The organism is Microbacterium sp. ZXX196, assembly GCF_009709595.1.
Taxonomy (GTDB): Bacteria; Actinomycetota; Actinomycetes; order Actinomycetales; family Microbacteriaceae; genus Microbacterium; species Microbacterium excoecariae.
Genome location: NZ_WMEE01000008.1, coordinates 66,547 through 87,833 on the forward strand (window position 1 = coordinate 66,547; position 21,287 = coordinate 87,833).

Genomic DNA, 21,287 nt, shown 5'->3' on the forward strand with positions numbered 1-21,287 from the left:
GGATCCTTAGCAGAACTAATGGCCTAAACTAACTATTCGTATGACAAACGACGACCCCCTCTCCCGCGAGGCCTCCGACCTGCGCGCCGCGACGCTGCGCCTGGCGCGGCGGATCCGCCAGCAGCGCTCCGTGTCCACGATGAGCGACGGGCAGTTCGCCGTGCTCGTGGCGCTGCACCTGCACGGCCCGCACACCCTCACGGCGCTCGCCGAGCGCGACGGCATCACGGCGCCCTCCATGAACCGCACCGTCAACGGCCTCGAGGAGCTCGGCTACGTCGCCCGCTCCGCGGACGCGGGCGACCGCCGCAAGGTGCAGATCGCCATCACGGAGGCCGGGACCGGCGTGGTCGAGGACACCGTGCGCCGCCGCGACACGTGGCTCGCGCGGATCCTCGTCGACCTCCCGCAAGGCGAGCGCGACACCCTGCACCGGGCGGCCGAGATCATCCTGCGCGAGGTGCACCGATGACGACGATGTTCCGCTCCCTCGGGGTGTTCAACTACCGCGTGTGGTTCCTCGGCGCCCTCATCTCGAACGTCGGCGCGTGGATGCAGTCGACGGCGCAGGACTGGGTCGTCCTGACCGAGCTCACCGACCACGACGCGACGGCGGTCGGCATCACGATGGCGTGCCAGTTCGGCCCGCCGCTCGTGCTCGTCGGCGTCACGGGGTGGGTGGCCGACCGATTCGATCGCCGCACGCTCCTGTTCCTCACGCAGGGTTCCCTGGGGATCCTGTCGGTCGCGATCGGCGTCCTGCTCCTCACGGACGTCCTCACGCTGCCGCTCATGCTCGTCCTCGCGACCCTGTTCGGCGTCGCGAACGCGTTCGACGCGCCCGCCCGGCAAGCGTTCGTCAGCGACATCGTCGGCCGCGCGCACACCTCGAACGCCGTGGCCCTGAACTCGGCCTCGTTCAACATGGCCCGCCTCATCGGCCCGGCGGTCGGGAGTGTGCTGCTGATCGTCGTCGGCAGCGGCTGGGTGTTTATCGTCAACGCGGCGACCTTCGCGGCGATGCTCGCGGCCCTCGCCGCCATGCGGACGGGCGAGCTCGAACCGCGGGTCCGGCCGCGGCGCGGATCCGGGCGCCTCGCCGACGGCGCGCGCTACGTGTGGGGACGCCCCGACCTCGTCGTGACCTTCACGATGGCATTCCTCATGGGCGCGTTTGGCATGAACTTCCCCATCTTCGCCTCCACGATGGCGGTCGAGTTCGGCCGCGACGCGGACGGCTACGGGCTCCTCAGCTCGGCGCTGGCGATCGGATCCCTCGCGGGTGCCCTGCTCGCGGCACGGCGGGACCGCGCGCGCCTGCGGGTCGTGATGCTCGCCTCGGGCGGCTTCGGCGTGGTCTCGATCGTCTCGGCCGCGATGCCCGCCTACCTCGGCTACGCCCTCGTGTGCGTGGCGATCGGGTTCTGCACCGTGACGATGCTCACGACCGCGAACGGGTTCGTCCAGACCACGACGGATCCGGCCCTGCGCGGCCGCGTGCTCGCCCTGTACCTCGCGGTCATCATGGGCTCCACCCCGATCGGCGCGCCGCTCGTCGGCGCGATCGCCGACGCCTGGGGGCCGCGCTCGGCGATCGTCGTGGGCGGGGCCGCGGGGCTTGTCGCCGCCGCGATCGGCGCGGTCTGGCTGATCTGGTCGGGACGCCTGCACCGGGCCGAGCGGGCCCGCTTCCGCCTGACGATCGACGAGACGCGCCCCATCACCGTCGCGATGCCGACGATCGATCCGGGCCCCGCGGATCCGGCCCCCGGCGCGCGCGCCTGACGGGCGGATCCGCTCAGGCCGAGAGGCCCCCGAGCGTCCGCGGGCGCACGATGAACCACAGCGCCGCAGCGCCGACGAGCGCGCAGGCGATCATGATCGACGCCATGGAGACCGGGGTGATGCCGCTGGCCGCCGAGACGAGGCCGACGAGCGGCGAGATGATCCCCGCGACGCCATTGTTCGCCGCGCCGAGGACCGACGCCGCCGTCCCGGCCGCGTCCGGGTGCCGGTCGAGCGCGAGCACCTGCGCGCAGGGGAACGTGAACCCGCACGAGGTCATGAACAGGAACAGCGGCACGATCACGCCCCAGGGGCCCGGCACGAGCGCGGAGGTGATCGGGATCGCGGCCGACGTGACCACGAGGGCCCCCGTCGAGAAAGCGAGCACCCACTGCGGGCCGAACCGGGCCGCCAGCCGGGCCGCGATCTGGTTGCCGAGGATGAGCCCCGCCGAGTTGGCCGCGAACACGAGCCCGTACTGCATGGTCGTCAGCCCGAACGTCTCCTGGAACAGGAACGACGAGGACGACAGGTAGGAGAACAGGCCCGAGAAGGTCATGGCGCCGATGACCAGCACGCCCACGTAGACGCGGTCGGAGAAGACGACGCGGTAGCGGTGGCGGATCGAGACGGTGTCGGCCGTCGCCCGGTCGCTCGCGGGCCGCGTCTCGGGCAGGGCGAACAGGGCGCACAGGAGGATCGCGAGCCCGTAGCCAAACAGCACGACGAAGATGCCGCGCCACGGCATGACCTCAAGCAGGGCGGATCCGATCAGCGGCGCGATCACGGGCGCCACGCCCGTGACGAGGGCGAGCCGAGAAAGCATGATGACGAGCCGGCGCCCGCCGAACAGGTCGCGCACCATCGCCATCGCGACGACGCCGCCGCCGGCCGCGCCGATGCCCATGAGGACGCGCGCGGCGCCGAGCAGCTCGAGCGACGGCGCGAGCGCCGCGCCGAGGCTCGCGACGAGGTGCAGGCTCGTCGCGATGAGGAGCGGCGTGCGCCGGCCCACCTTGTCGCTCAGGGGACCGACGATGAGCTGGCCGAGCGCGAAGCCGACCATCGTGCCCGTGAGGGTGAGCTGCACCGCGGCGCTCGTCGTCTGGAAGTCGTCCTCGAGGAGCGGGAACGCCGGCAGGTAGAGGTCGACCGTGAAGGGTCCGAGCGCCGTGAGCGCGCCGAGGAGCAGGACGTACGCGAAACGCCGCGCGCTCGAGAGCTGATCGCCCTTGTGGACGTGCGCCGTCTCGCCGCCCGCCGAGCGGACCCTGTCCGGCACGAGCATCGACCCCGTCGGGATCGGGATCATACCCGTCGCGGTCGGGATGATGCCGGTCGGCGGGTGCACGCTGGAGTCGCGGGCGTCGTTCGTCACGCGGAATCGCTTTCGCTCGGGGGTGTGCGGGGGATTTCTCGCGACGTTAGAGCATCGCGCGCGCGGCCCGCCAGCGACCCGCGCGGGGTGGGGAAACGACGAACCACCGGCGGGCATTCCCCCGTCCGGCGGTTCGTCGCTTTTGGACCTACGCCCGCGGGGCGTATCGCGTCGGGGGGAAGGCCTCGGCCACGACGGCGCGCAGAGCCTCGAGGTCGCCCGAGACGAACCCGGCCGTGCGGCCCTGGATGAGCAGGTTGCCGATCGCCGTCGCCTCCACGGGGCCCGCCTCGACCGGCACGCCGGCGCGATCCGCCGTGAGCTGGCAAAGGAGGGTGTTGAGGGATCCGCCCCCGACGATGTGGATCGTCTCGACGGGGATCCCCGACAGCTCCGAGGCGGTGCGCACGGCGCCCGCAAACGCCTCCGCGAGGCTCTCCACGATGGACCGGGCGAACTCCGCGCGCGTGGCCGGCACCGGCTGGTCGTGCTCGCGCAGCCAGGTCGCGATGCGGCCGGGCATGTCGCCCGGGGGCATGAAGACCGGGTCGTTGGCGTCGAAGATCCCGACGGGGGTGCGCACCTCGGCGGCCTGGGCGAGGAGGGCGGGCAGGTTGACCTTCTCGGCGCCCGGCTCGCGCTCCCACTCGCGAATCGTCTCGCTTAGCAGCCACAGGCCCATCACGTTGTGGAGGAAGCGCGTGCGGCCGTCGACGCCGCCCTCGTTCGTGAAGTTCGCCTCCCGCGCCGCGTCGGTGAGGACGGGCGTCTCGGTCTCGACGCCCACGAGGCCCCACGTGCCACACGAGATGTACGCCGCGCGATCCGCCCGCATGGGCACCGCGAGCACCGCGGAGGCGGTGTCGTGGGATCCGACCGCGACGACCGGGGCGGATCCGCCGAGCTCCCGCGCGACGTGCGGCAGGAGGTCGCCGACGCGCTCGCCCGGATCCACGAGGCGCGGGAGGATCCGTTCCGGGACCCCGAGCCGGGTCGCGAGGTCGGTGTCCCAGTTCTTCGTCCGGACGTCGAGCAGCCCGGTCGTCGACGCGTTGGTGCGCTCGGCGACGCGCTCGCCCGTGAGCATCCAGCCGAACAGGTCGGGCACGAGGAGCATCGCGTCGGCGAGGTCGAGCATGCCCTCCTCGCGCTCGCACGCGAGCTGGTACAGCGTGTTGAACGGGAGGAACTGGAGGCCGTTGCGGCGGTAGAGCTCGGCGAAGGGCACATCGGCGTGCACGGCCTCGACGCCGCGCGCGGTGCGCTCGTCGCGGTAGTGGAAGGGCGTGCCGAGCATGCGGTCGCCGCGCATGAGCGCGTAGTCCACGGCCCATGAGTCGACGCCGATCGAGGCGATGCCGGGCTCGTCGCGGAAGGCCGCGGCCAGCCCGTCGAGCGCCCCGCGGTACAGGGCGATGAGGTCCCAGTGCAGGCCGCTCGGCGTCGTGACGGGCGCGTTTGGGAAGCGCCCGACCGTGGTCATGTCGAGCGAGCCGTCGGCGAAGCGCCCGACGATCACGCGCCCGCTCGTGGCGCCGAGGTCAACGGCGGCGACGGCGTTCATCGCGCGACCTCCGGCTTCACCACAACGCAGTCAATCTGGAGGCGGGCGGCTCGATACGCGGCGTGTCGCGCGGATCCTGGAAAAATTGACTGCATTGTGTTGCCGCCTCCTGCGCCGGCGCCGGGCTCCGCGGGGCGGATCCGGGATACGTCACTCATGGGGTTCTCGTGGAGCACAATGCAGTCAATTTCCGTCCCGGGCGGCGACGTTCCGGGGAACGCGGCGCACCGGGCGAAAAATTGACTGCGTTGTGTCGGGCGGGGTCAGCGGACGAAGGCCTGCGCGACGCCCGAGTCGACGGGGATGTGGAGCCCGGTCGTGCGGGTGAGCTCGGGGCCCGTCAGCACGTACACGGCGTCGGCGACGTTCTCCGGGACGACCTCGCGCTTGAGGATCGTGCGGTTGGCGTAGAACTGGCCGAGGTCCTCCTCGTTCACGCCGTAGGTCGCCGCGCGCTGCGCGCCCCAGCCGCCCGCGAAGATCCCGGATCCGCGCACCACGCCGTCGGGGTTGATGCCGTTGACGCGCACGCCGTGCTCGCCGAGCTCGACCGCGAGGAGGCGCACCTGGTGCGCCTGGTCGGCCTTCGTCGCCGAGTACGCGATGTTGTTGGGGCCCGCGAACACCGAGTTCTTGGACGAGATGTAGATGATGTCGCCGCCCATGCCCTGCTGGATCAGCGGCGTCGCGGCCGCCTTCGACACGAGGAACGAGCCCTTCGCCATCACGTCGTGCTGGAGGTCCCAGTCCTTCTCGGTCGTCTCGAGCAGCGGCTTCGACAGCGACAGGCCCGCGTTGTTGACGACGAGGTCGATGCCGCCGAACGCGAGGAGCGCGGCGTCGATCGAGGCCTTCACGGCCTGCTCGTCGGCGACGTTCGCGGCGACGCCCACGGCGACGTCGGGGCCGCCGATCTCGGCGGCGGCCGCCTGCGCCTTGGCGAGGTCGAGGTCGGCGATCACGACGCACGCGCCCTCGGAGGCGAGGCGCTTCGCGATGGCCTTGCCGATGCCGCTGGCGGCACCCGTGACGAACGCGATGCGGCCCTGGTGCGTCTTCGGCGCGGGCATCCGCTGGAGCTTGGCCTCCTCGAGGGCCCAGTACTCGATGCGGAACTTCTCCGACTCGGCAATCGGCGCATAGGTCGACAGCGCCTCGGCGCCGCGCATGACGTTGATCGCGTTGACGTAGAACTCGCCGGCGACGCGGGCGGTCTGCTTGTTCTTGCCGTAGCTGAACATGCCGACGCCCGGCACGAGGACGATGAGCGGATCCGCTCCGCGCATCGCGGGGCTGTCCTCGTCCGCGTGGCGGTCGTAGTACGCCGCGTAGTCGGCGCGGTACGCCTCGTGCAGCTCCTTCAGGCGGGCGATCGAGTCCTCGACGGACGCGTCGGCCGGCAGGTCGAGGATGAGCGGCTTGACCTTGGTGCGGAGGAAGTGGTCCGGGCAGCTCGTGCCGAGCTCGGCGAGCGCGGGGGCCTTCTCGGAGGCGAGGAAGTCCGTGACGACCTCGGCGTCGGTGAAGTGGCCGACCATGGGCGCGTCGGTCGAGGCGAGGCCGCGGATCGTCGCGGCGAGCGCGGCCGCCTTGGCGCGGCGCTCGGCCTCGGGGAGGGCCTCGTAGCCGGCGCGAACGGATCCGAACGGCTCCGCCTTGCCGTGCTCGGCGATGTACGCCGCGGCGGTGGAAATGATCCAGAGCGAGTTCTGCTCGCTCTCCTCGCTCGTGTCGCCCCAGGCCGTGATGCCGTGCCCGCCGAGGATCGTGCCGATCGCCTGCGGGTTGGCCTTCTTGATCTCGGCGATGTCGAGGCCGAGCTGGAAGCCGGGGCGGCGCCACGGCACCCACACGACCTTGTCGCCGAAGATCTTCTGCGTCAGCTCCTCGCCGTCGACGGCGGTCGCGATCGCGATGCCGCTGTCGGGGTGGAGGTGGTCCACGTGCGCCGCGTCGACGAGCCCGTGCATGGCCGTGTCGATCGACGGCGCCGCGCCGCCCTTGCCGTGCAGGCAGTAGTCGAAGGCGGCGACCATCTCGTCTTCGCGGTCGATGCCGGGATAGACGTTCACGAGCGCGCGCATGCGGTCGAGGCGGAGGGTGGCGAGGCCCTTCTCCGTGAGCGTGCCGAGGTCGCCGCCGGATCCCTTGACCCACAGCAGCTCGACGGGCTCGCCCGTCACGGGGTCGATCTCGGTGCCCTTCGCCGACGTGTTGCCGCCGGCGTAGTTCGTGTTCTGGGGGTCGGAACCGAGGCGGTTCGACCGGGTGATCAGGTCTTCGACGGTGGGGTTCGTCATGAGTGTCTCTCTCGTAGCTTCGCGGGCGAAGAACAGGGGGTCAAAGTGTGGTCAGGCGCCGGACGAACGTGTCGATCGTCGGTGCGAATCCGGGCTCGTCGGGGCGGTTGAGGTGGCCGTGGCGGGTACCCGGCTCGACGCGGTAGGAGATGTCGGCGCCGGCCGCCTCGCTCGCGACGGGGTAGCGCACCCCCGCCCGGTCCTCGTCGCCCCACCGGGAACCGGCCACGACGGGGGCGAGCCGGTAGTCGACCGAGACGGTGGGGACGTCGCGCGCCGCGAACGCGCGCGCGACGGCGTCCCCCTCGGGCATGTCCACGGATCCGGCGGCGAACCCGCCGCCGTGCGCCCAGACGAGCGCGGATCCGGTCGGGTGCTCCGCCGGGTACACGCGCACACCGAGCGGGCCGTGCGGCCCCTCGATCGTCGTGTCCCGGGGATCCATCACGCGCCCCAGCCGGCCTGGGTGCCGCCGACGCGGTCGGCCTCGATCTTCTCCTGGTAGCCCGACGCGAGGTACGCCGCCATCGGATCCTCGGGAAGGCCGCGCCCGGCGCGCCACTCGGCGAGCGCAGGGCGCACGTCGGTGTAGAACGCGTCCATGAAGACCTGGTGCGCGGCGAGGGGGTCGCCGGCGACCTGCGCCGCGCGCAGCGCGTCGGTGTCGACGAGGAGCGCGCGGGCCGTCATCTCCTGAACGTTCAGGACGGAGCGCATCTGGCCGAGGATCTTGTTCTCGACGTTATGGCACTGGTCGAGCATGAACTGCACGTCGGGGTTGTTCAGCCCCCCGCCGCGCACGACCTCGAAGACGATGCGGAACAGCTGGAACGGATCCGCGGATCCGACGATGAGGTCGTCGTCCGCGTAGAAGCGGCTGTTGAAGTCAAACGAGCCGAGCTTGCCGAGGCGCAGCAGCTGCATGACGATGAACTCGATGTTCGTGCCGGGCGCGTGGTGGCCCGTGTCGAGGCACACCAGCGCCTTGTCGCCGAGGGCCGAGACCTGGGCGTAGGACGTGCCCCAGTCCGGAACGTCGGTGTGGTAGAACGCCGGCTCGAAGAACTTGTACTCGAGCACGAGGCGCTGGTCGTCGCCGAGGCGCGCGTAGATCTTCTCGAGCGAGTCGTGGAGGCGGTCCTGGCGGCCACGCATGTCGGCCTGGCCCGGGTAGTTCGACCCCTCGGCGAGCCAGATCTTCAGGTCGCGCGAGCCGGTCTTGTCCATCACGTCGATGCACGCGAGGTGGTGGTCGATCGCCTTGGTGCGGATCCGCGCGTCCTCGTGCGTGAGGGCGCCGAACTTGTAGTCGTCGTCCTGGAACGTGTTCGAGTTGATCGTGCCGAGCGCGACGCCCTCGTCCTCCGCGTGCTTGCGGAGGTCGTCGAAGTCGCTCATGTCCCACGGGATGTGGAGCGCGACGGTCGGCGCGAGGCCCGTGAGCTTGTGGACCTGGGCGGCGTCGGAGATCTTCTCGAACGGATCCCGCGGGGTGCCGGCGGTCTGGAACACCTTGAAGCGCGTGCCGGAGTTGCCGAACGCCCACGAGGGGAGCTCGATGGCCTGCTTCTCGAGCTGGTCGAGGATGTCCTGGGAGAGGGTCGTCATGTCGGCCCCGCCTTTCTCTGTGTGCGTGTGTCGGATGCGCGGGCGGCCATCGTCGGACGCCCCGCGTGGGTCGTTAGTCGCGGGCGCGCGCGGCGCGGAGCTGGGATTCGAGGTGGAACACCTCGGGGAAGGTCTGGGCGTTCTGGTCGGCGCGGCCCTCCTGCGCGATGAAGAAGGGGGCCATCTCTGCCTCCCAGCGCGCGGCGACCTCGCTCGCGGCGAGGTAGGCCTGGGACGCGGCGTCGTCGTCCGTCTCGTAGAAGCCGACGAGCTCGCCGCCGCCAGCGTGGAAGATCGAGTAGTTGCGGCGGCCCGACGCGGCGATCTCCTCGAGCATCTCGGGCCAGACGGGGTCGTGCCGGCGCATGTATTCGTCGAGCATGTCGGGCTTCACGCGCAGTCGGAACGCCACGCGCACGGGCGCGGCATCGGGTTCGCTCGCCATCGAGGCACCTCCGGGTTTATGAATCGTTTCATTATGGTCCGGATTTGCGGCGGCCGCAAGCCCGGCTCGCGGCACTCGCGTCGCCCCCGCCCGACCCGACCCACACAACGCAGTCAATTCGCGGGGTCGACACGAAGAACATGCGGATCCCGGGGCGCGAGGCCGAAAATTGACTGCGTCGTGTTCGGGGGCACGGGCGGGTGGGCCGCGGCGGGCAGGCGGCGGGCGGCTAGGATCCTGGAGATAGTCCAGGAGGTCGGATGGCGGTCAGCATTCGCGACGTCGCGAACCAGGCGGGCGTCTCGGTGGGCACCGTGTCGAACGTGCTCAACCGCCCCGAGTCGGTCGCGGCGCACACGGTCGACCGCGTGCGCGCGGCGATCGACGCGCTCGGCTACGTGCGCAACGACGCGGCGCGGCAGCTGCGCGCCGGCCGCTCCGACACCGTCGGCCTCGTCGTGCTCGACGCCGGCAACCCGTTCTTCAGCGACCTCGCGCGCGGCGCGGAGGACGCCGCCGCCGAGCGCGGGCTCTCCGTCCTCCTCGGCAACAGCGACGAGCGGCCCGACCGCGAGGACGCGTACCTCGGCCTGTTCGAGGAGCAGCGCGTCCGGGGCGTCCTCCTCTCGCCGAGCTCCGAGCGGCTCGAGACGGCCGAGCGCCTGCGCGCGCACGGGATCCCCGTCGTGCTCGTCGACCGCTCCGCCCCCGGATCCCCCTTCTCCTCCGTCGCCGTCGACGACGAGCACGGCGGCTACATCGCCGCCCGGCACCTTCTCGATCAGGGCCGCCGCCGCATCGCGTTCGTCGGTGGGCAGCGCTCGCTTCGGCAGGTCGCCGACCGCCTCGCGGGCGCCGAGCGCGCCGCGGCGGAGACCCCGGGGGGCCGGGTCGAGCACGTGCCGACCGAGCAGCTCACGGTGCTCGCGGGCCGCGAGGCCGGCGCGGCGCTTGGGGCGCGCGCGCCCCGCCCCGACGCCGTCTTCGCCGTGAACGACCTCGTCGCCCTCGGCGTCATGCAGGCGCTCGTGATGCTCGGATCCGTGCGGATCCCCGAGGACGTCGCCCTCATCGGGTACGACGACATCGCCTTCGCGCAGTCCGCCGTCGTGCCGCTGACCTCGATCCGGCAGCCCGCGCACCTCATCGGGTCCACCGCCCTCGCGCTGCTCGACGCCCTCGCGGCGGATCCGACCCACGCGACCGAGACGATCGAGTTCGACCCGGAGCTCGTCGTGCGCGCGTCGACGGGGGCGCGACCCGAATCGGGCACTGACCCGTCGTAGTCCCCCGCGCGGGACGCCGACGCGGCGCGCGCGGCTCAGCCGCGGCCGAACGGATCCGTCCGCGTGACGGCGAAGCGGCCCTCGGGGTCCAGGCGGTCGAGGATCGCGTAGGCGATCTCGCGCAGCTGCGCGCGTTGGTCGGCATCCAGCGCGTCGAGCACCGCGTCTCGCACGTTCTCGACGTGCGCGGGCGTCGCGGAGATCGCCTTGCGCCGCCCGTCGGGCGTGAGCACGACGTCGATCGCCCTGGCATCGTCCGCGGCGCGCTCGCGCCGCGCGTAGCCGCGCTTCTCGAGGCGCGTGACGACGTGCGAGAGCCGGGGCAGCGTCGCGTTCGTCGCCGACGCCAGCTCGCTCATGCGCACGGTGTGCCCGGGCGCCCGCGTGAGGACCGCCATGACGAGGTAGTCAAAGTGGGTGAGCGCGTCGTCCCGGGCGAGCTGCTGGTCTATCCGGGCCGGCAGCAGCTCCATGACCGCCGCGAGCGGCGCCCACGTCGCCTGCTCCTCGTCCGTGAACGACCTCGACCTCGACATGCCCTCACCCTACGGGAATAGTTGTCGCATCAACCGTGTTCCGGTAGATAGTTGTTCCCACAACCTCTCGAAAGGACCCCTCATGACCGTCACCATCTTCGGAACCGGATCCATGTCCCAGGCGATCGCGGGCGTGCTCTCGCGCGGGGGCGCGGAGATCCAGACGATCGCCCACGACGACCCGCGACAGGACGTCGCCGGCGACATCGTGGTGCTCGCCGTCCCATACCCGGCGCTCGCCGCCATCGCCGCGGAGTACCGCGCCGACCTGGCGGGCAAGACGGTCGTCGACATCACCAACCCGCTCGACTTCGCGACCTTCGACGCGCTCGTCGTCCCCGCCGACAGCTCGGCAGCGGCCGAGCTCCAGGCGCTCCTGCCCGATTCCCGCGTTCTCAAGGCGTTCAACACCACGTTCGCCGCGACGCTCGCGTCCGGCACCGTCGGCGGCGAGCCGACCACCGTGCTCGTCGCCGGGGACGACGCGGCCGCCAAGGAGGCGCTCGTCACCGCCATCGCGGCGGGGGGCGTGCGGGCGGTCGACGCCGGCGCGCTGTCGCGGGCGCGCGAGCTCGAGGCGATCGGCTTCCTGCAGCTCACCCTCGCGGCCGGGGAGAAGGTGGGCTGGGATGGCGGATTCGCGCTCGTCGGCTGAGCCCGCCGCGGCCGACCTGCTCGCCGCGGATACGACCATGGGCCCGGTCACGCTGCGCGTGGCCGACCTCGACGCCATGATCGGCTACTACACGCGGGCCGTGCCCCTCGAGCTGTTGCGGCACGAGGGCGCCGCCGCGGTGCTGGGGCGCGGATCCGTGCCGACCGTGATCCTCGAGCACGCGCCCGAGCTGCGGCACGCGTCCCCGCGCGAGGCCGGCCTGTTTCACACGGCGATCCTGTTCGACTCGGACGCCGCCCTGGCCGCCGCGGTGGCCTCGGTGGCGCGCGCGGCGCCGGGGACCTTCACGGGCAGCGCCGACCACCTCGTGAGCAAGGCGTTCTACTTCACGGACCCCGAGGGCAACGGCGTCGAGCTGTACCGGGACCGCGCGCGCACGGCGTGGAGCTGGGCGCACGGGCGCGTCGTCATGGGCACGGAGGGCCTCGACCCGAACGCCTTCCTGCGCGACCACCTCACGCCCGAGACGCTCGCGGATCCGCGGGTCGGGGACGCCCGCGTCGGGCACGTGCACCTCAGCGTCGGCAGCGTGGACGAAGCGCGCGAGTTCTACGTGCGCCGGCTCGGCTTCGCCACGACGGCCGAGGTGCCCGGCGCGCTCTTCGTCAGCGCCGGCGGATACCACCACCACATGGCCATGAACGTCTGGTCGAGCCGCGGCGCGGGCCGGCGCCAGCAGACGCTGGGGCTCGGATCCGTCGACATCGCCCTGCCGAGCTCGGACGACCTGGGCGCGGCCGTCGAGCGCATGCGGTACGCGGGCGTCGACCCGCGCGACGACGGCCGGACGGTGACGTTCTCGGATCCGTGGGGCAACGACGTGCGCCTCGCGATCGCCTGACCCGCATACGACGAAGCCCGCCACCCCTCGGGGCGGCGGGCTTCGTCGCGTGCGGGGACGCGCTCACACGCGCGCGGTCTCCTTCTCGGAGCCGTAGCGCTCCTCCTCGATCTCCTCGAGGGTCTTGCCCTGGGTCTTCGGCGCCCAGATCGTGCCGACGAGGAGGGACACGGAGAGGATCGCGATGAGGATCGCGCCGAGGCCGTGCAGGCCCATCGTCGTCAGCCACACGGGGAAGCCGTAGCTGAGGATGCCGACCATGATGCGGGCCGTGAAGAACAGGAAGCCCTGCGCGGACGCGCGGTATCCGGTCGAGAACAGCTCCGCGGTCCAGAGACCATAGAACGCCTGCGCGCCGATGCCCGAGGCGAGGCCCCAGAGGATCGCGAACGCGAACATCGTCCCCGTGGAGGCGGGCACGTACACGAGCACGACCCAGCCGGCGATGCCCATGACGGCGCCGATGAAGTACAGCAGACGGCGCGACATCCGGTCGGCGAGCGCCATGAACCCGAAGTACGTCCCGATGACCGTGCACAGCCACAGGAAGGACTGCAGGAAGAACTGCTGCTGCGAGTCCGTGAACCCGGCGGCGTCGTACACGCGCGGCATGAAGATGCCCGCCTGGCCGGCGACGGTGTTCCAGAACCCGTACACACCGACGAGGAAGATCAGCGCCGTGATGTTCTTCTTGCGGCTGAACAGGCCGCGGAAGCCGGATCCGCCGAGCACCTTCGCGCTCGGGTTCTGCGTGCGCACGTTGTTCGTCTCGGTCCAGCGCTTGGACTCCGAGAGCCCCTGGCGGACCCACCACGTGATGAACGCGACGACGAAGAGGTGCACGAAGATGATGCGCGAGCCGAACAGGCCGAGCGGCTCGAGCAGCGCCGCGAGGAAGAAGCCGATCGCCGGGCCCACCGACCAGGCCAGCTGCGCCGTGCCGACGTGGGCGGCGCGCTTCTCGCTCGGCGCCTCCTCGGCGATGTAGGTCCACGAGGCCGGAACGCCCGCGCCCACCGCAATACCCGTGATGACGAACGCCGCCATCAGCATGCCGCTGTTCACGGCGAACGCGGCGATCAAGACACCCACCATGTAGACCATGAGGTCGTAGGTGTAGATGAACTTGCGCCCGAGGCGGTCGCACAGCGGGCCGCCGATGATGGCGCCGATCGCGGCGCCGAAGGCGTTGGCGCTGAGCGCGGCGAGGAGACCGGCGAACCCGTCGGAGAATCCAAATTCGGCCTGCCAGAATCCGAGGCTCGTCGCGATCGCGATGATCGACCCGGCCTCGATGTAATTCGACATCGCGACGGCGATGGTCGCCTTCCATCCCGTCGTGTTCTTCGCACCAATGCGTGCCATGCGTCCGTCTCTTCCTTGAAAACTGCGTGCGGCGCCGGCGGCTTTGCCTCCGATCTCGCCTCACCACGTGTGAAACGATTCAGGCGCCAGCGGACGACTGTACGACAGTTTTCTGGGATTCGCCAAACGGATGCCCGGCGCCCCTCCCGGTCGGGAGGAGGGGCGCCGCGCTCAGGGTGCTACGCCACGACCTCGAACGTCGCCCCGGGCTCGAGCGCGATCGGGGCGTCCGCGCCGGGGAGGCGGATCTCCGCGTCGACGCCCGTCGGCACCGCGAGGCGATAGCGGATCCGCTCGCCCTCGCGGGCCCAGGATCCGCGGATCTCGCCGTACGGCGAGTCGAATCCGACCTCCGCGCTGTCGAGGCCGCCGCCGGGACGGGGCTGCCACACCACGCGGCGATACCCGGGCGCCGCCGGCGCGAGCCCGCCGATGGCGCGATGCATCCAGTCCGCGACGGACCCGAGCGCGTAGTGGTTGAAGCTCGTCATCTCGCCGGGGTTGATCGTGCCGTCCGCGAGCATGGAGTCCCAGCGCTCCCAGATCGTCGTCCCGCCCTGGCGCACGGTGTAAAGCCACGACGGGCACTCGGTCGCCAGGAGCAGCAGATACGCCTCGTCCAGGTGCCCCGTGTCCGTCAGGGCGTCCGTGATGACCGGCGTGCCGGCGAAGCCCGAGGCGATGCGGCCCCCGGCCTCGCGCACAAGCGCGGCGAGGCGGTCTCCCGCGCTGACGCGCTCGGCCGCCGACAGCAAGTCGAAGCGGATCGCGAGGGCGTAGGCCGTCTGGGCGTCGCTCGTGAGGAGCCCCGCCGGGGTGACATACGCGGCGCGGAATGCGTCGCGCGCCTCGCCCGCGATGCGCGCGTACCGCTCGGCGTCCGCCGTGCGACCGACGAGGCGGGCCATCTCCGCCATCCGCCGCGTCGTGAACGCAAAGTACGCTTGCGCGACGAGATAGCGGTCGGTGCGCGCGTCGGCCGGGTCCTCCGGCGGCGCGGCCGGATCCAGCCAGTCGCCCAGCTGGTGACCCGAGCGCCACAGGCGCTCCTCGCCAGCTTCGCGGATCATCCGCTCCACCCACGCGCGGCCGCTGTCGTACTGCGCGGCGACCACGCCCTCGTCACCGAAGCGCTCGTGCAGCGCGAGCGGCGTCAGCACGGCGACGTCGCCCCAGACGGCGCCCGTCCGGATCGGGTTCCAGGTCGGACCGCCCGGGATGGACGGCACGAACCACGGCACCGTGCCGTCGTCGAGCTGCTCGAGAGCGACGTCCTGCAGCCAGCTCTCGAGGAAGCCGGCGCAGTCGTACAGGAAAGAGGCGGTGGGGGCGAAGACCTGGATGTCCCCCGTCCATCCCAGGCGCTCGTCGCGCTGCGGGCAGTCGGTCGGGATGCTCACGAAGTTCCCGCGCATGCCCCACACGACGTTCTCGTGGAGCCGGTTCAGCTCCTCGTTCGACGAGCGGAAGGTCCCGGTCCGGCGCATGTCGGAGTGCAGCACGCGTGCGACCACGTCACCGGGGCGGATCTCGTCGACCCCGTGGATCGTCGCGTAGCGGAACCCGTGGAACGTAAATCGCGGCTCCCAGGACCGCGGGCCGCGGCCGTCAAGCGTCAGCACGTCGCGTGCGGCGGCGAGGCGCAAAGGGCGGATCCCGAGGGCGCCCTGCTCGAGGACCTCCGCGTGGCGCAGCACGACCTCGTGCCCCGCGGCGCCGTCCACGCGCACGCGCAGCCGTCCCACGAGGTTCTGCCCGAAGTCGAGCAGGAACCCGCCGTCGCCCGTCGCGTCGATGGCCACCGGCGCGAGCTCCTCGGTCGCGCGCACGGGCGGCAGGGTCGGCGCGACGAGCGTTGCCGGGTCGCGGCGATGCACCGCGACGGGGGACCACCCGTCGGCAGATCCGCCCGGCGACGACCAGCCCGCGCGCTCGGCGCGAGCGTCGTAGACCTCGCCGTCGTAGAGGCCGGACACCATGACGGGGCTCGGCGCCGCCTCCCAGTCCTCGTCGGTCGCGACCGTCACGACGGATCCGTTAGCCAGGGTCACCTCGAGCTGCGCGATAAGCGACTGGTCGGTGCCGTACAGGTCGCGGTGGCCGCCGTTGAAGCCGAGGCGCCCGCGGTACCAGCCGTCGCCGAGCCACGCGCCGATGCGGTTCTCGCCCGCGCGCAGGTGCTCCGTGACGTCGAAGGTCCAGTACACGAGGCGGTCGCGGTACGACGTCCACCCCGGCAGGAGCTCGTGATCGCCCACGCGGCCCCCGTTGATCTCGACCTCCGCGAGCCCGTGCGCCGTGACGTACAGACGCGCGGAGACGGGCGCTGAGGTCAGCGCGAACGCGCGCCGAACGAGGGCCGGGCGACGCTCGGTGTCCGGTGCCTCGTCCCATCCGGCGCCCACGGGGCGCGCCGCCCAGTCGCGCTCGGACAGCAGGCCGGCCTCGACCGGCGCCCACGCTCCCCACTGCGACCAGGCGCCGTCGTCGGCGCGCACGCGCAGGCGCACCTCGGCGCGCTCGCGCGAGGCCAGCGGGGCGAACGGCCAGGACACGAGCACCTGATCGGCGCCGGTTCCCTGCGCCTCCTCGGTCCCGGAGGCCCGGCGCGCCTCGGCCTGCCACGCGGCCTGCCGCCAGCCCGCGGGCGCCTGGGTGCGCCAGCTGAGGCGCGGCGCCGCGGAGCCAATCCCCAGCGCGTGATCCACCTGTTCGAACCGCGGGGCGGAGACGCCGACGGGCTCGCGCTCCTCGCGCGCGCTCATCCCTTGACCGCCCCGGCCGTGAGCCCCTTCTGGATGCTCTGGTTGAGCACGAGGTAGATGATGAGGAGCGCGAACACGTTGATGCTGACGGCGGCGAAGAGCGGGCCGTACTGCGTCGTGCCGAAGTTGCCGTTGAAGTTCAGCAGCGCGACCTGCAGCGTGCGCAGGGTGCCCGAGTTCGCGAAGGTCAACGCGATGAGCAAGTCGTTCCAGAAGAAGAAGAACTGCACCAGGCCGACGGTGAACAGGCCGTTCTTCATCATCGGCAACGCGATGGAGAAGAACTGCCGATAGATCGTCGCGCCGTCGAGCGTCGCCGCCTCGAAGACCTCGCGCGGAATCGCGCGGAAGTAGGTCGCCATGAGGAAGACGGTCAGGGGCATTCCCGTCGCGGTATACGTCAGGAACAGCGGCCACAGCGAGCCCGTGATGCCGATCTGGAAGTACGCGCTAAACAGGGGCAGGAGGATCATCTGGGCGGGCACCATGATCCCCGCGAGGAAGATCATGAGGACCGCGCCGCGGCCCTTCCACACGAGCACCTCGAGGGCGAACGCCGCCGCCGTGCCGAACAACAGCATGCAGAACAGGGCGGGCAGCACCGTGATCGCGCTGTTGAACAGGGCCGTGCCGAGGTCGGCCGTCTGCCACGCCGTCGTGTAGTTCTCGAAGCTCCACTGCTGCGGCAGCGCCCACGTCGGCTCCTCGAGGAACTCGCGCTGTGTCTTAAACGAGCCGAGAAACAGCCACACCAGCGGGTACCCGACGATGACGAGGAGCGCGGCGATCGCGATCCACAGCGGAAGCCGGCGCAGCTGCACGCGCGCGCGCCGCCGGCGGGGCATGCGGATCCGATCGGCTCGCGGTCCGCGCGTGGAGACCACGCGGGTGGAATCGGTCGTACTCATCGTGCGCTGTCCTTCGTCAGATCGCGGCGGGAGCTGCGGAAGATGAACACGGTCACGATGAGGCTGATGATCGTCAGCAGCATCGCGAGCGTGGATCCGTAGCCGTACTCGCCGTAGGTGAACGCGTGGTCGAAGACGGAGATCGTGAGGGGGCTCGTGGAGGTGCCCGGCCCGCCCGAGGTCAGCGCCATGATGCTGTCGAACACCTTCAACGTGCCATTGATGGAGAAGATGATGGAGGAGACGAGCACCGGGAGCGACAGCGGCAAGACGATATGCCGCACGAGCTTCCAGCCGCTCGCCCCGTCGATGCGGGCCGACTCGAGCACATCCTCGGGGATGTCAACGAGCCCCGCGTACAGAAGCACGCCGTAGAAGCCCATCGAGCGCCAGATGTCCATGATGGCGATCACGACGAACGCGCTCCCGCCGTCGCCGAACCAGTCGACGGGGACGCCACCGAGGCCCGAGAGCAACGAGTTCACGACGCCCTCCGTCGGCGCGATCGAGAACAGCTGCTGGAACAGCAGCGCGACCGCGACCGTCGGCATGACGATCGGGAAGAACACGAGCGTGCGCACGAGCCCGGAGGCGCGCTTGAGGCCGAACACGTAGAGCAGCGAGAGCAGGTAGCCGACGACGACCTGGCCGACCGTGACGACCACGGCGTACTTCAGCGTGAACCACAGCGCCTGGTGCGCCTCCGCGTCGCCGAACAGGCGGACGAAGTTGTCCAGCCCGACGAACGAGAAGCCGCTGATCGCGTTGCCCTCGAACAGCGTGTACCCGAGCGACCACACGACCGGGAGCAGCATGACGACGGAGTAGATGATGAGCGCGGGCGCGAGCAGCGTGAACGCGGCGCGCTTGTCTCCGAGAACGTTCTTCATAGGGGTGTCTCCTGAAGGTGGGCGGCGGCGCGCGGATCCGCGCCGCCGCCCGCGGCGAATCAGAGGTCGGCCTGGACCATCTCCATGAACTCCTCGGGCGTGATGCTGCCCGTCAGGAGCGGGGCCGCGTTGCGCTGGCTCGTGGTGGTCGCCTCGGCCGAGAAGAGCGCCTCGAACCACAGCACGGTGGTCTCCGTGTTCGCGACCTGCTCCTGCACCATGGCGGTCAGCTCGGGAACGTCGGCGACCTCCTCGTTGAGCGCGAAGCCCGACACGCGGTTCTCCTGCTCGAGCGCCGTGGCGCCGTAGTTCTCGACGATGCACTCGAGCCACGGCGTCGTGTCGTCGTTCACGAGATTCGCGTTCATCGTCAGCGGCAGGCCGACGTTCGCGGCGAGCTGCGAGCGGTCGCCCGCGCCGCCCTCCACGCCGGGGAACGGCATGAAGCCGACGTTCTCCACGCCGATCTGGTTCATCTCGGGGTCGTTGAGCCCGGAGAGGAACCAGCTGCCCATGTAGAACATGGCGGCGGACCCATTGAGGAACTGGTTCTCGCTCGTGGCCATGTCGATGGATCCGACGCCCTGGCCGAACCAGCCCTCGGCACCCAGGTCGGCGATCGCCTGCGCGGCCGCGACGTACTCCGGATCCGTCAGCGCGGCCTCGCCGTCGGCGACCTTCTGCAGCGCGTCGGGTCCGAGGTCGCGGAAGAGGTAGCTCGAGATGAGGCGCGTGATGGGCCAGCCCTGCTCGCCGCTCGCGGAGAAGGGCTGCACGCCCGCGGCCGACAGCGTCTCGGCCGCGGCAACGAGGTCGTCGAACGTCTGCGGCTCGTCGATACCGTTCTCGGCGAAGATCGCCGTGTTGTACCAGATGCCCTCGACGTTGTACTCGAAGGGCAGCGCGCGGAAGCCGCCGTAGAGGTTCTCGATCGTCGAGACGGCCGCGGGCTCGATCTGGTCCGCGATGCCGAGGTCGCCGAGGACCTCCTCGAAGTCGGCGACGTTGCCCGCGTCCGCGAGCTCGGCCGTCAGCGACGGGGCGTTTCCGGCGGAGAAGAGCACGGGCAGGGCGCCCTGGCCCGCGAGGAGCTGGAGCTGCTGGTCGAGGTTCGTCTGCGGCGTCGTGTCGACCTCGACGGGCATGGCCTCGGCCTCGGCCGAGCACGCGCCCGCCGCCAGCGTGTCGAGAACGGCGGGGACCTCGGTGTTCTCGACGTTGACGAGCACGGAGAGCGCGTCGGCGCTCGACTGCCCGCCGCCCCCGCCGCACGCGGTGAGCGCGAGCGCCGAGGCGCCCGCGACCGTGATCATTGCGCCCCGGGTGAGCATCTTTCGGGTGACCTTCATGAATCCTCCTCGATTCGCGGCAATCCACGTCCGCGTGGGTTTGAAGCGCTTCAAAGAGTAGGCTTGAAACGCTTCAAGCGCAAGGCCGCGACGATGCGGCGCAGAATGTGAGGATCATGAAGCGCATTCCCGGCACCCGCACCCGCCCGTCCATGAAGGACGTCGCGTCCTCCGCGGGCGTCTCGCTCGGCACCGTGTCGAACGTCCTGAACAACCCCGAGGTCGTCGCGGCGGGCACGCGCGAGCGCGTCGAGCGGGCCATCGCGTCGCTCGGTTTCGTCCGCAACGACGCGGCGCGGCGACTCGCGGCGGGGCGCTCCGACACCGTGGGGTTCGTCGTCGTCGACCTGGGCAACTCGTTCTTCCTCGACATCACGCGCGGCATCGAGTCGGGCCTCGACGAGCAGGGCAAGCGGCTCATCCTCGCCAACAGCGACGTCGATCACGCCAAGCAGAGCGCACATCTGGCGCTGTTCGAGGAGTCGCAGCTGGCCGGGATGATCCTCGCCCCCCTCGACGGACCGCTCGACGACGCGGCGGCGGTGCGCGAGCGCGGCACGCCCCTCGTCCTCGTCAACTGGCCGGGGGACGACAGCTCGTGCGGCGTCGTGAGCGACGACGAGCACGGCGGCTACATCGCCGCGCGCCACCTCATCGAGCGCGGCCGAACCCGCCTGATGTTCTCGGGCGGGCCGTTCTCGCTCCGCGCGATCGCGGACCGCCTGCGGGGCGCGCGCCGCGCCGCGGACGAGGCCGGACTCGAGCTCGAGGTCGTCGAGACCGAGCGCATCACGGTGCGCGGCGGGACCGCGCTCGGCGACGAGATCGCGGCGCGACCCCCGCGGCGCCGCCCCGACGGGCTCGTCGCGGCGTCCGACGCCCTCGCCGCGGGCGCCATCCACTCGCTCCTCGTCGCCGGGATCCGCGTGCCCGAGGACATCGCGGTGATCGGGCACGACAACAACCACTTCGCACACGACACCGCCGTGCCGATCACGTCGGTCGCCCAGCCGGGTCTCGACATGGGCCTGTCGGCCGCGGCGCTCCTCATCGAAGAGATCCTCGCCCCCGAGGAGCACGAGCACCGCACCGTCACGATGCAGCCCACGCTCGTGGTCCGCGCGAGCTCGGGGCGTAGCAGCTAGGACGTGTCTCCCAAAGCGCTGTTGGCGGTGTTGAGAGACTGTAGGGCGTGGCGGGGTTTCATCATGTCGAGGTGTGGATCGCGGATCTTGCGGAGGCTCGAGCTGAATGGGGCTGGCTGCTTCGCGAGCTCGGCTTCGAGCGCGAGGGCGAGTGGGCCGAGGGGGGAGTCGTGGGCCGCTGGCGGCGCTTATCTGACGCTCACAACCTCCCCGAACCTGTCCGCGGTGACGCACGATCGGAGGGCGCCAGGCGTGAACCATCTCGCATTCAGGGCGGGCACGCCCTCCCGTGTCGACGCGATCATGGCTCGGGCGGAGCATCACGGCTGGCAGCCGTTGTATCAGGAACGGTATCCACACGCAGGAGGCCTGGATCACTACGCCGGCTGGCTGGAGAACTCCGCCGGATTCAAAGCAGAGGTCGTCGCCGATGAGTCGTGATGATC

The 21,287-nt window shown here is 71.1% G+C and carries 18 protein-coding genes and 1 pseudogene; 7 read left to right on the forward strand and 12 right to left on the reverse strand.

Translation table 11 applies throughout. The features are described 5' to 3' along the window. The first annotated feature begins 40 nt into the window (after positions 1-40). On the forward strand, positions 41-472 hold the full coding sequence (locus tag GJQ66_RS08750; protein ID WP_155048955.1) for a MarR family winged helix-turn-helix transcriptional regulator: 432 nt from the start codon (positions 41-43) through the stop codon (positions 470-472). 5 nt (positions 473-477) lie between these two features. After that, positions 478-1,785: an MFS transporter gene (locus tag GJQ66_RS08755; RefSeq protein WP_155048986.1), complete on the forward strand. Its 1,308-nt coding sequence runs from the start codon at positions 478-480 to the stop codon at positions 1,783-1,785. 13 nt (positions 1,786-1,798) lie between these two features. Here the strand turns inward: GJQ66_RS08755 and GJQ66_RS08760 are convergent, their stop codons facing one another. From GJQ66_RS08760 to GJQ66_RS08785, 6 genes are all read right to left on the reverse strand, one after another. Beyond that, complete coding sequence (locus tag GJQ66_RS08760) at positions 1,799-3,073, reverse strand: multidrug effflux MFS transporter (protein ID WP_230379492.1); 1,275 nt, start codon at positions 3,071-3,073, stop codon at positions 1,799-1,801. 238 nt (positions 3,074-3,311) lie between these two features. Then, positions 3,312-4,727 (reverse strand): rhamnulokinase family protein, encoded by a 1,416-nt coding sequence (locus GJQ66_RS08765; protein ID WP_155048957.1) that lies wholly within the window; start codon positions 4,725-4,727, stop codon positions 3,312-3,314. A 263-nt stretch (positions 4,728-4,990) separates the two neighbouring features. Beyond that, positions 4,991-7,027 carry a bifunctional aldolase/short-chain dehydrogenase gene (locus GJQ66_RS08770; protein ID WP_155048958.1) on the reverse strand — a complete coding sequence of 679 codons (2,037 nt, stop codon included), beginning with the start codon at positions 7,025-7,027 and terminating at the stop codon, positions 4,991-4,993. A 40-nt stretch (positions 7,028-7,067) separates the two neighbouring features. After that, positions 7,068-7,472 carry an alpha/beta hydrolase fold domain-containing protein gene (locus tag GJQ66_RS08775; protein ID WP_155048987.1) on the reverse strand — a complete coding sequence of 135 codons (405 nt, stop codon included), beginning with the start codon at positions 7,470-7,472 and terminating at the stop codon, positions 7,068-7,070. After that, positions 7,472-8,635 (reverse strand): L-rhamnose isomerase, encoded by a 1,164-nt coding sequence (gene rhaI / locus GJQ66_RS08780; RefSeq protein ID WP_155048959.1) that lies wholly within the window; start codon positions 8,633-8,635, stop codon positions 7,472-7,474. Before rhaI ends, GJQ66_RS08775 begins: the two co-directional genes overlap by 1 nt. Positions 8,636-8,708: 73 nt before the next feature. Then, entirely contained in the window at positions 8,709-9,080 is a 372-nt protein-coding gene (locus tag GJQ66_RS08785) for an L-rhamnose mutarotase (protein WP_155048960.1), read from the reverse strand. Between the two features lie 260 nt (positions 9,081-9,340). On the opposite strand from GJQ66_RS08785, the gene GJQ66_RS08790 reads away from it, so the two are divergent. Next, positions 9,341-10,366 (forward strand): LacI family DNA-binding transcriptional regulator, encoded by a 1,026-nt coding sequence (locus tag GJQ66_RS08790; protein ID WP_155048961.1) that lies wholly within the window; start codon positions 9,341-9,343, stop codon positions 10,364-10,366. A 35-nt stretch (positions 10,367-10,401) separates the two neighbouring features. On the opposite strand, the gene GJQ66_RS08795 is transcribed toward GJQ66_RS08790, so the two are convergent. Next, positions 10,402-10,902, reverse strand: a complete 501-nt coding sequence (locus tag GJQ66_RS08795) for a MarR family winged helix-turn-helix transcriptional regulator (RefSeq protein WP_155048962.1) — start codon at positions 10,900-10,902, stop codon at positions 10,402-10,404. Positions 10,903-10,984: 82 nt separating this feature from the next. On the opposite strand from GJQ66_RS08795, the gene GJQ66_RS08800 reads away from it, so the two are divergent. Continuing rightward, complete coding sequence (locus tag GJQ66_RS08800) at positions 10,985-11,557, forward strand: NADPH-dependent F420 reductase (RefSeq protein WP_230379478.1); 573 nt, start codon at positions 10,985-10,987, stop codon at positions 11,555-11,557. After that, positions 11,532-12,419: a VOC family protein gene (locus GJQ66_RS08805; protein ID WP_230379480.1), complete on the forward strand. Its 888-nt coding sequence runs from the start codon at positions 11,532-11,534 to the stop codon at positions 12,417-12,419. Before GJQ66_RS08800 ends, GJQ66_RS08805 begins: the two co-directional genes overlap by 26 nt. Before the next feature lie 63 nt (positions 12,420-12,482). On the opposite strand, the gene GJQ66_RS08810 is transcribed toward GJQ66_RS08805, so the two are convergent. The 5 genes from GJQ66_RS08810 to GJQ66_RS08830 all read right to left on the reverse strand — a co-directional run bounded on the left by GJQ66_RS08810 (position 12,483) and on the right by GJQ66_RS08830 (position 19,696). Then, the gene (locus GJQ66_RS08810; RefSeq protein WP_155048963.1) at positions 12,483-13,784 is read right to left on the reverse strand and encodes an MFS transporter; all 1,302 of its coding nucleotides are present in this window, start codon (positions 13,782-13,784) and stop codon (positions 12,483-12,485) included. Between the two features lie 179 nt (positions 13,785-13,963). Further along, complete coding sequence (locus GJQ66_RS08815) at positions 13,964-16,549, reverse strand: alpha-L-rhamnosidase (protein WP_155048964.1); 2,586 nt, start codon at positions 16,547-16,549, stop codon at positions 13,964-13,966. Beyond that, the gene (locus tag GJQ66_RS08820; RefSeq protein ID WP_230379482.1) at positions 16,546-17,457 is read right to left on the reverse strand and encodes a carbohydrate ABC transporter permease; all 912 of its coding nucleotides are present in this window, start codon (positions 17,455-17,457) and stop codon (positions 16,546-16,548) included. Before GJQ66_RS08820 ends, GJQ66_RS08815 begins: the two co-directional genes overlap by 4 nt. Continuing rightward, positions 17,454-18,347 (reverse strand): carbohydrate ABC transporter permease, encoded by an 894-nt coding sequence (locus GJQ66_RS08825; RefSeq protein ID WP_155048965.1) that lies wholly within the window; start codon positions 18,345-18,347, stop codon positions 17,454-17,456. The genes GJQ66_RS08820 and GJQ66_RS08825 overlap by 4 nt, the downstream gene beginning before the upstream one ends. Before the next feature lie 59 nt (positions 18,348-18,406). Next, positions 18,407-19,696 (reverse strand): ABC transporter substrate-binding protein, encoded by a 1,290-nt coding sequence (locus GJQ66_RS08830; protein WP_155048966.1) that lies wholly within the window; start codon positions 19,694-19,696, stop codon positions 18,407-18,409. A gap of 116 nt (positions 19,697-19,812) precedes the next feature. On the opposite strand from GJQ66_RS08830, the gene GJQ66_RS08835 reads away from it, so the two are divergent. Both GJQ66_RS08835 and GJQ66_RS08840 read left to right on the forward strand, forming a co-directional pair. Then, complete coding sequence (locus GJQ66_RS08835; protein ID WP_155048967.1) at positions 19,813-20,841, forward strand: LacI family DNA-binding transcriptional regulator; 1,029 nt, start codon at positions 19,813-19,815, stop codon at positions 20,839-20,841. A gap of 47 nt (positions 20,842-20,888) precedes the next feature. After that, positions 20,889-21,282, forward strand: a pseudogene (locus GJQ66_RS08840) (VOC family protein). Positions 21,283-21,287: the final 5 nt, after the last annotated feature.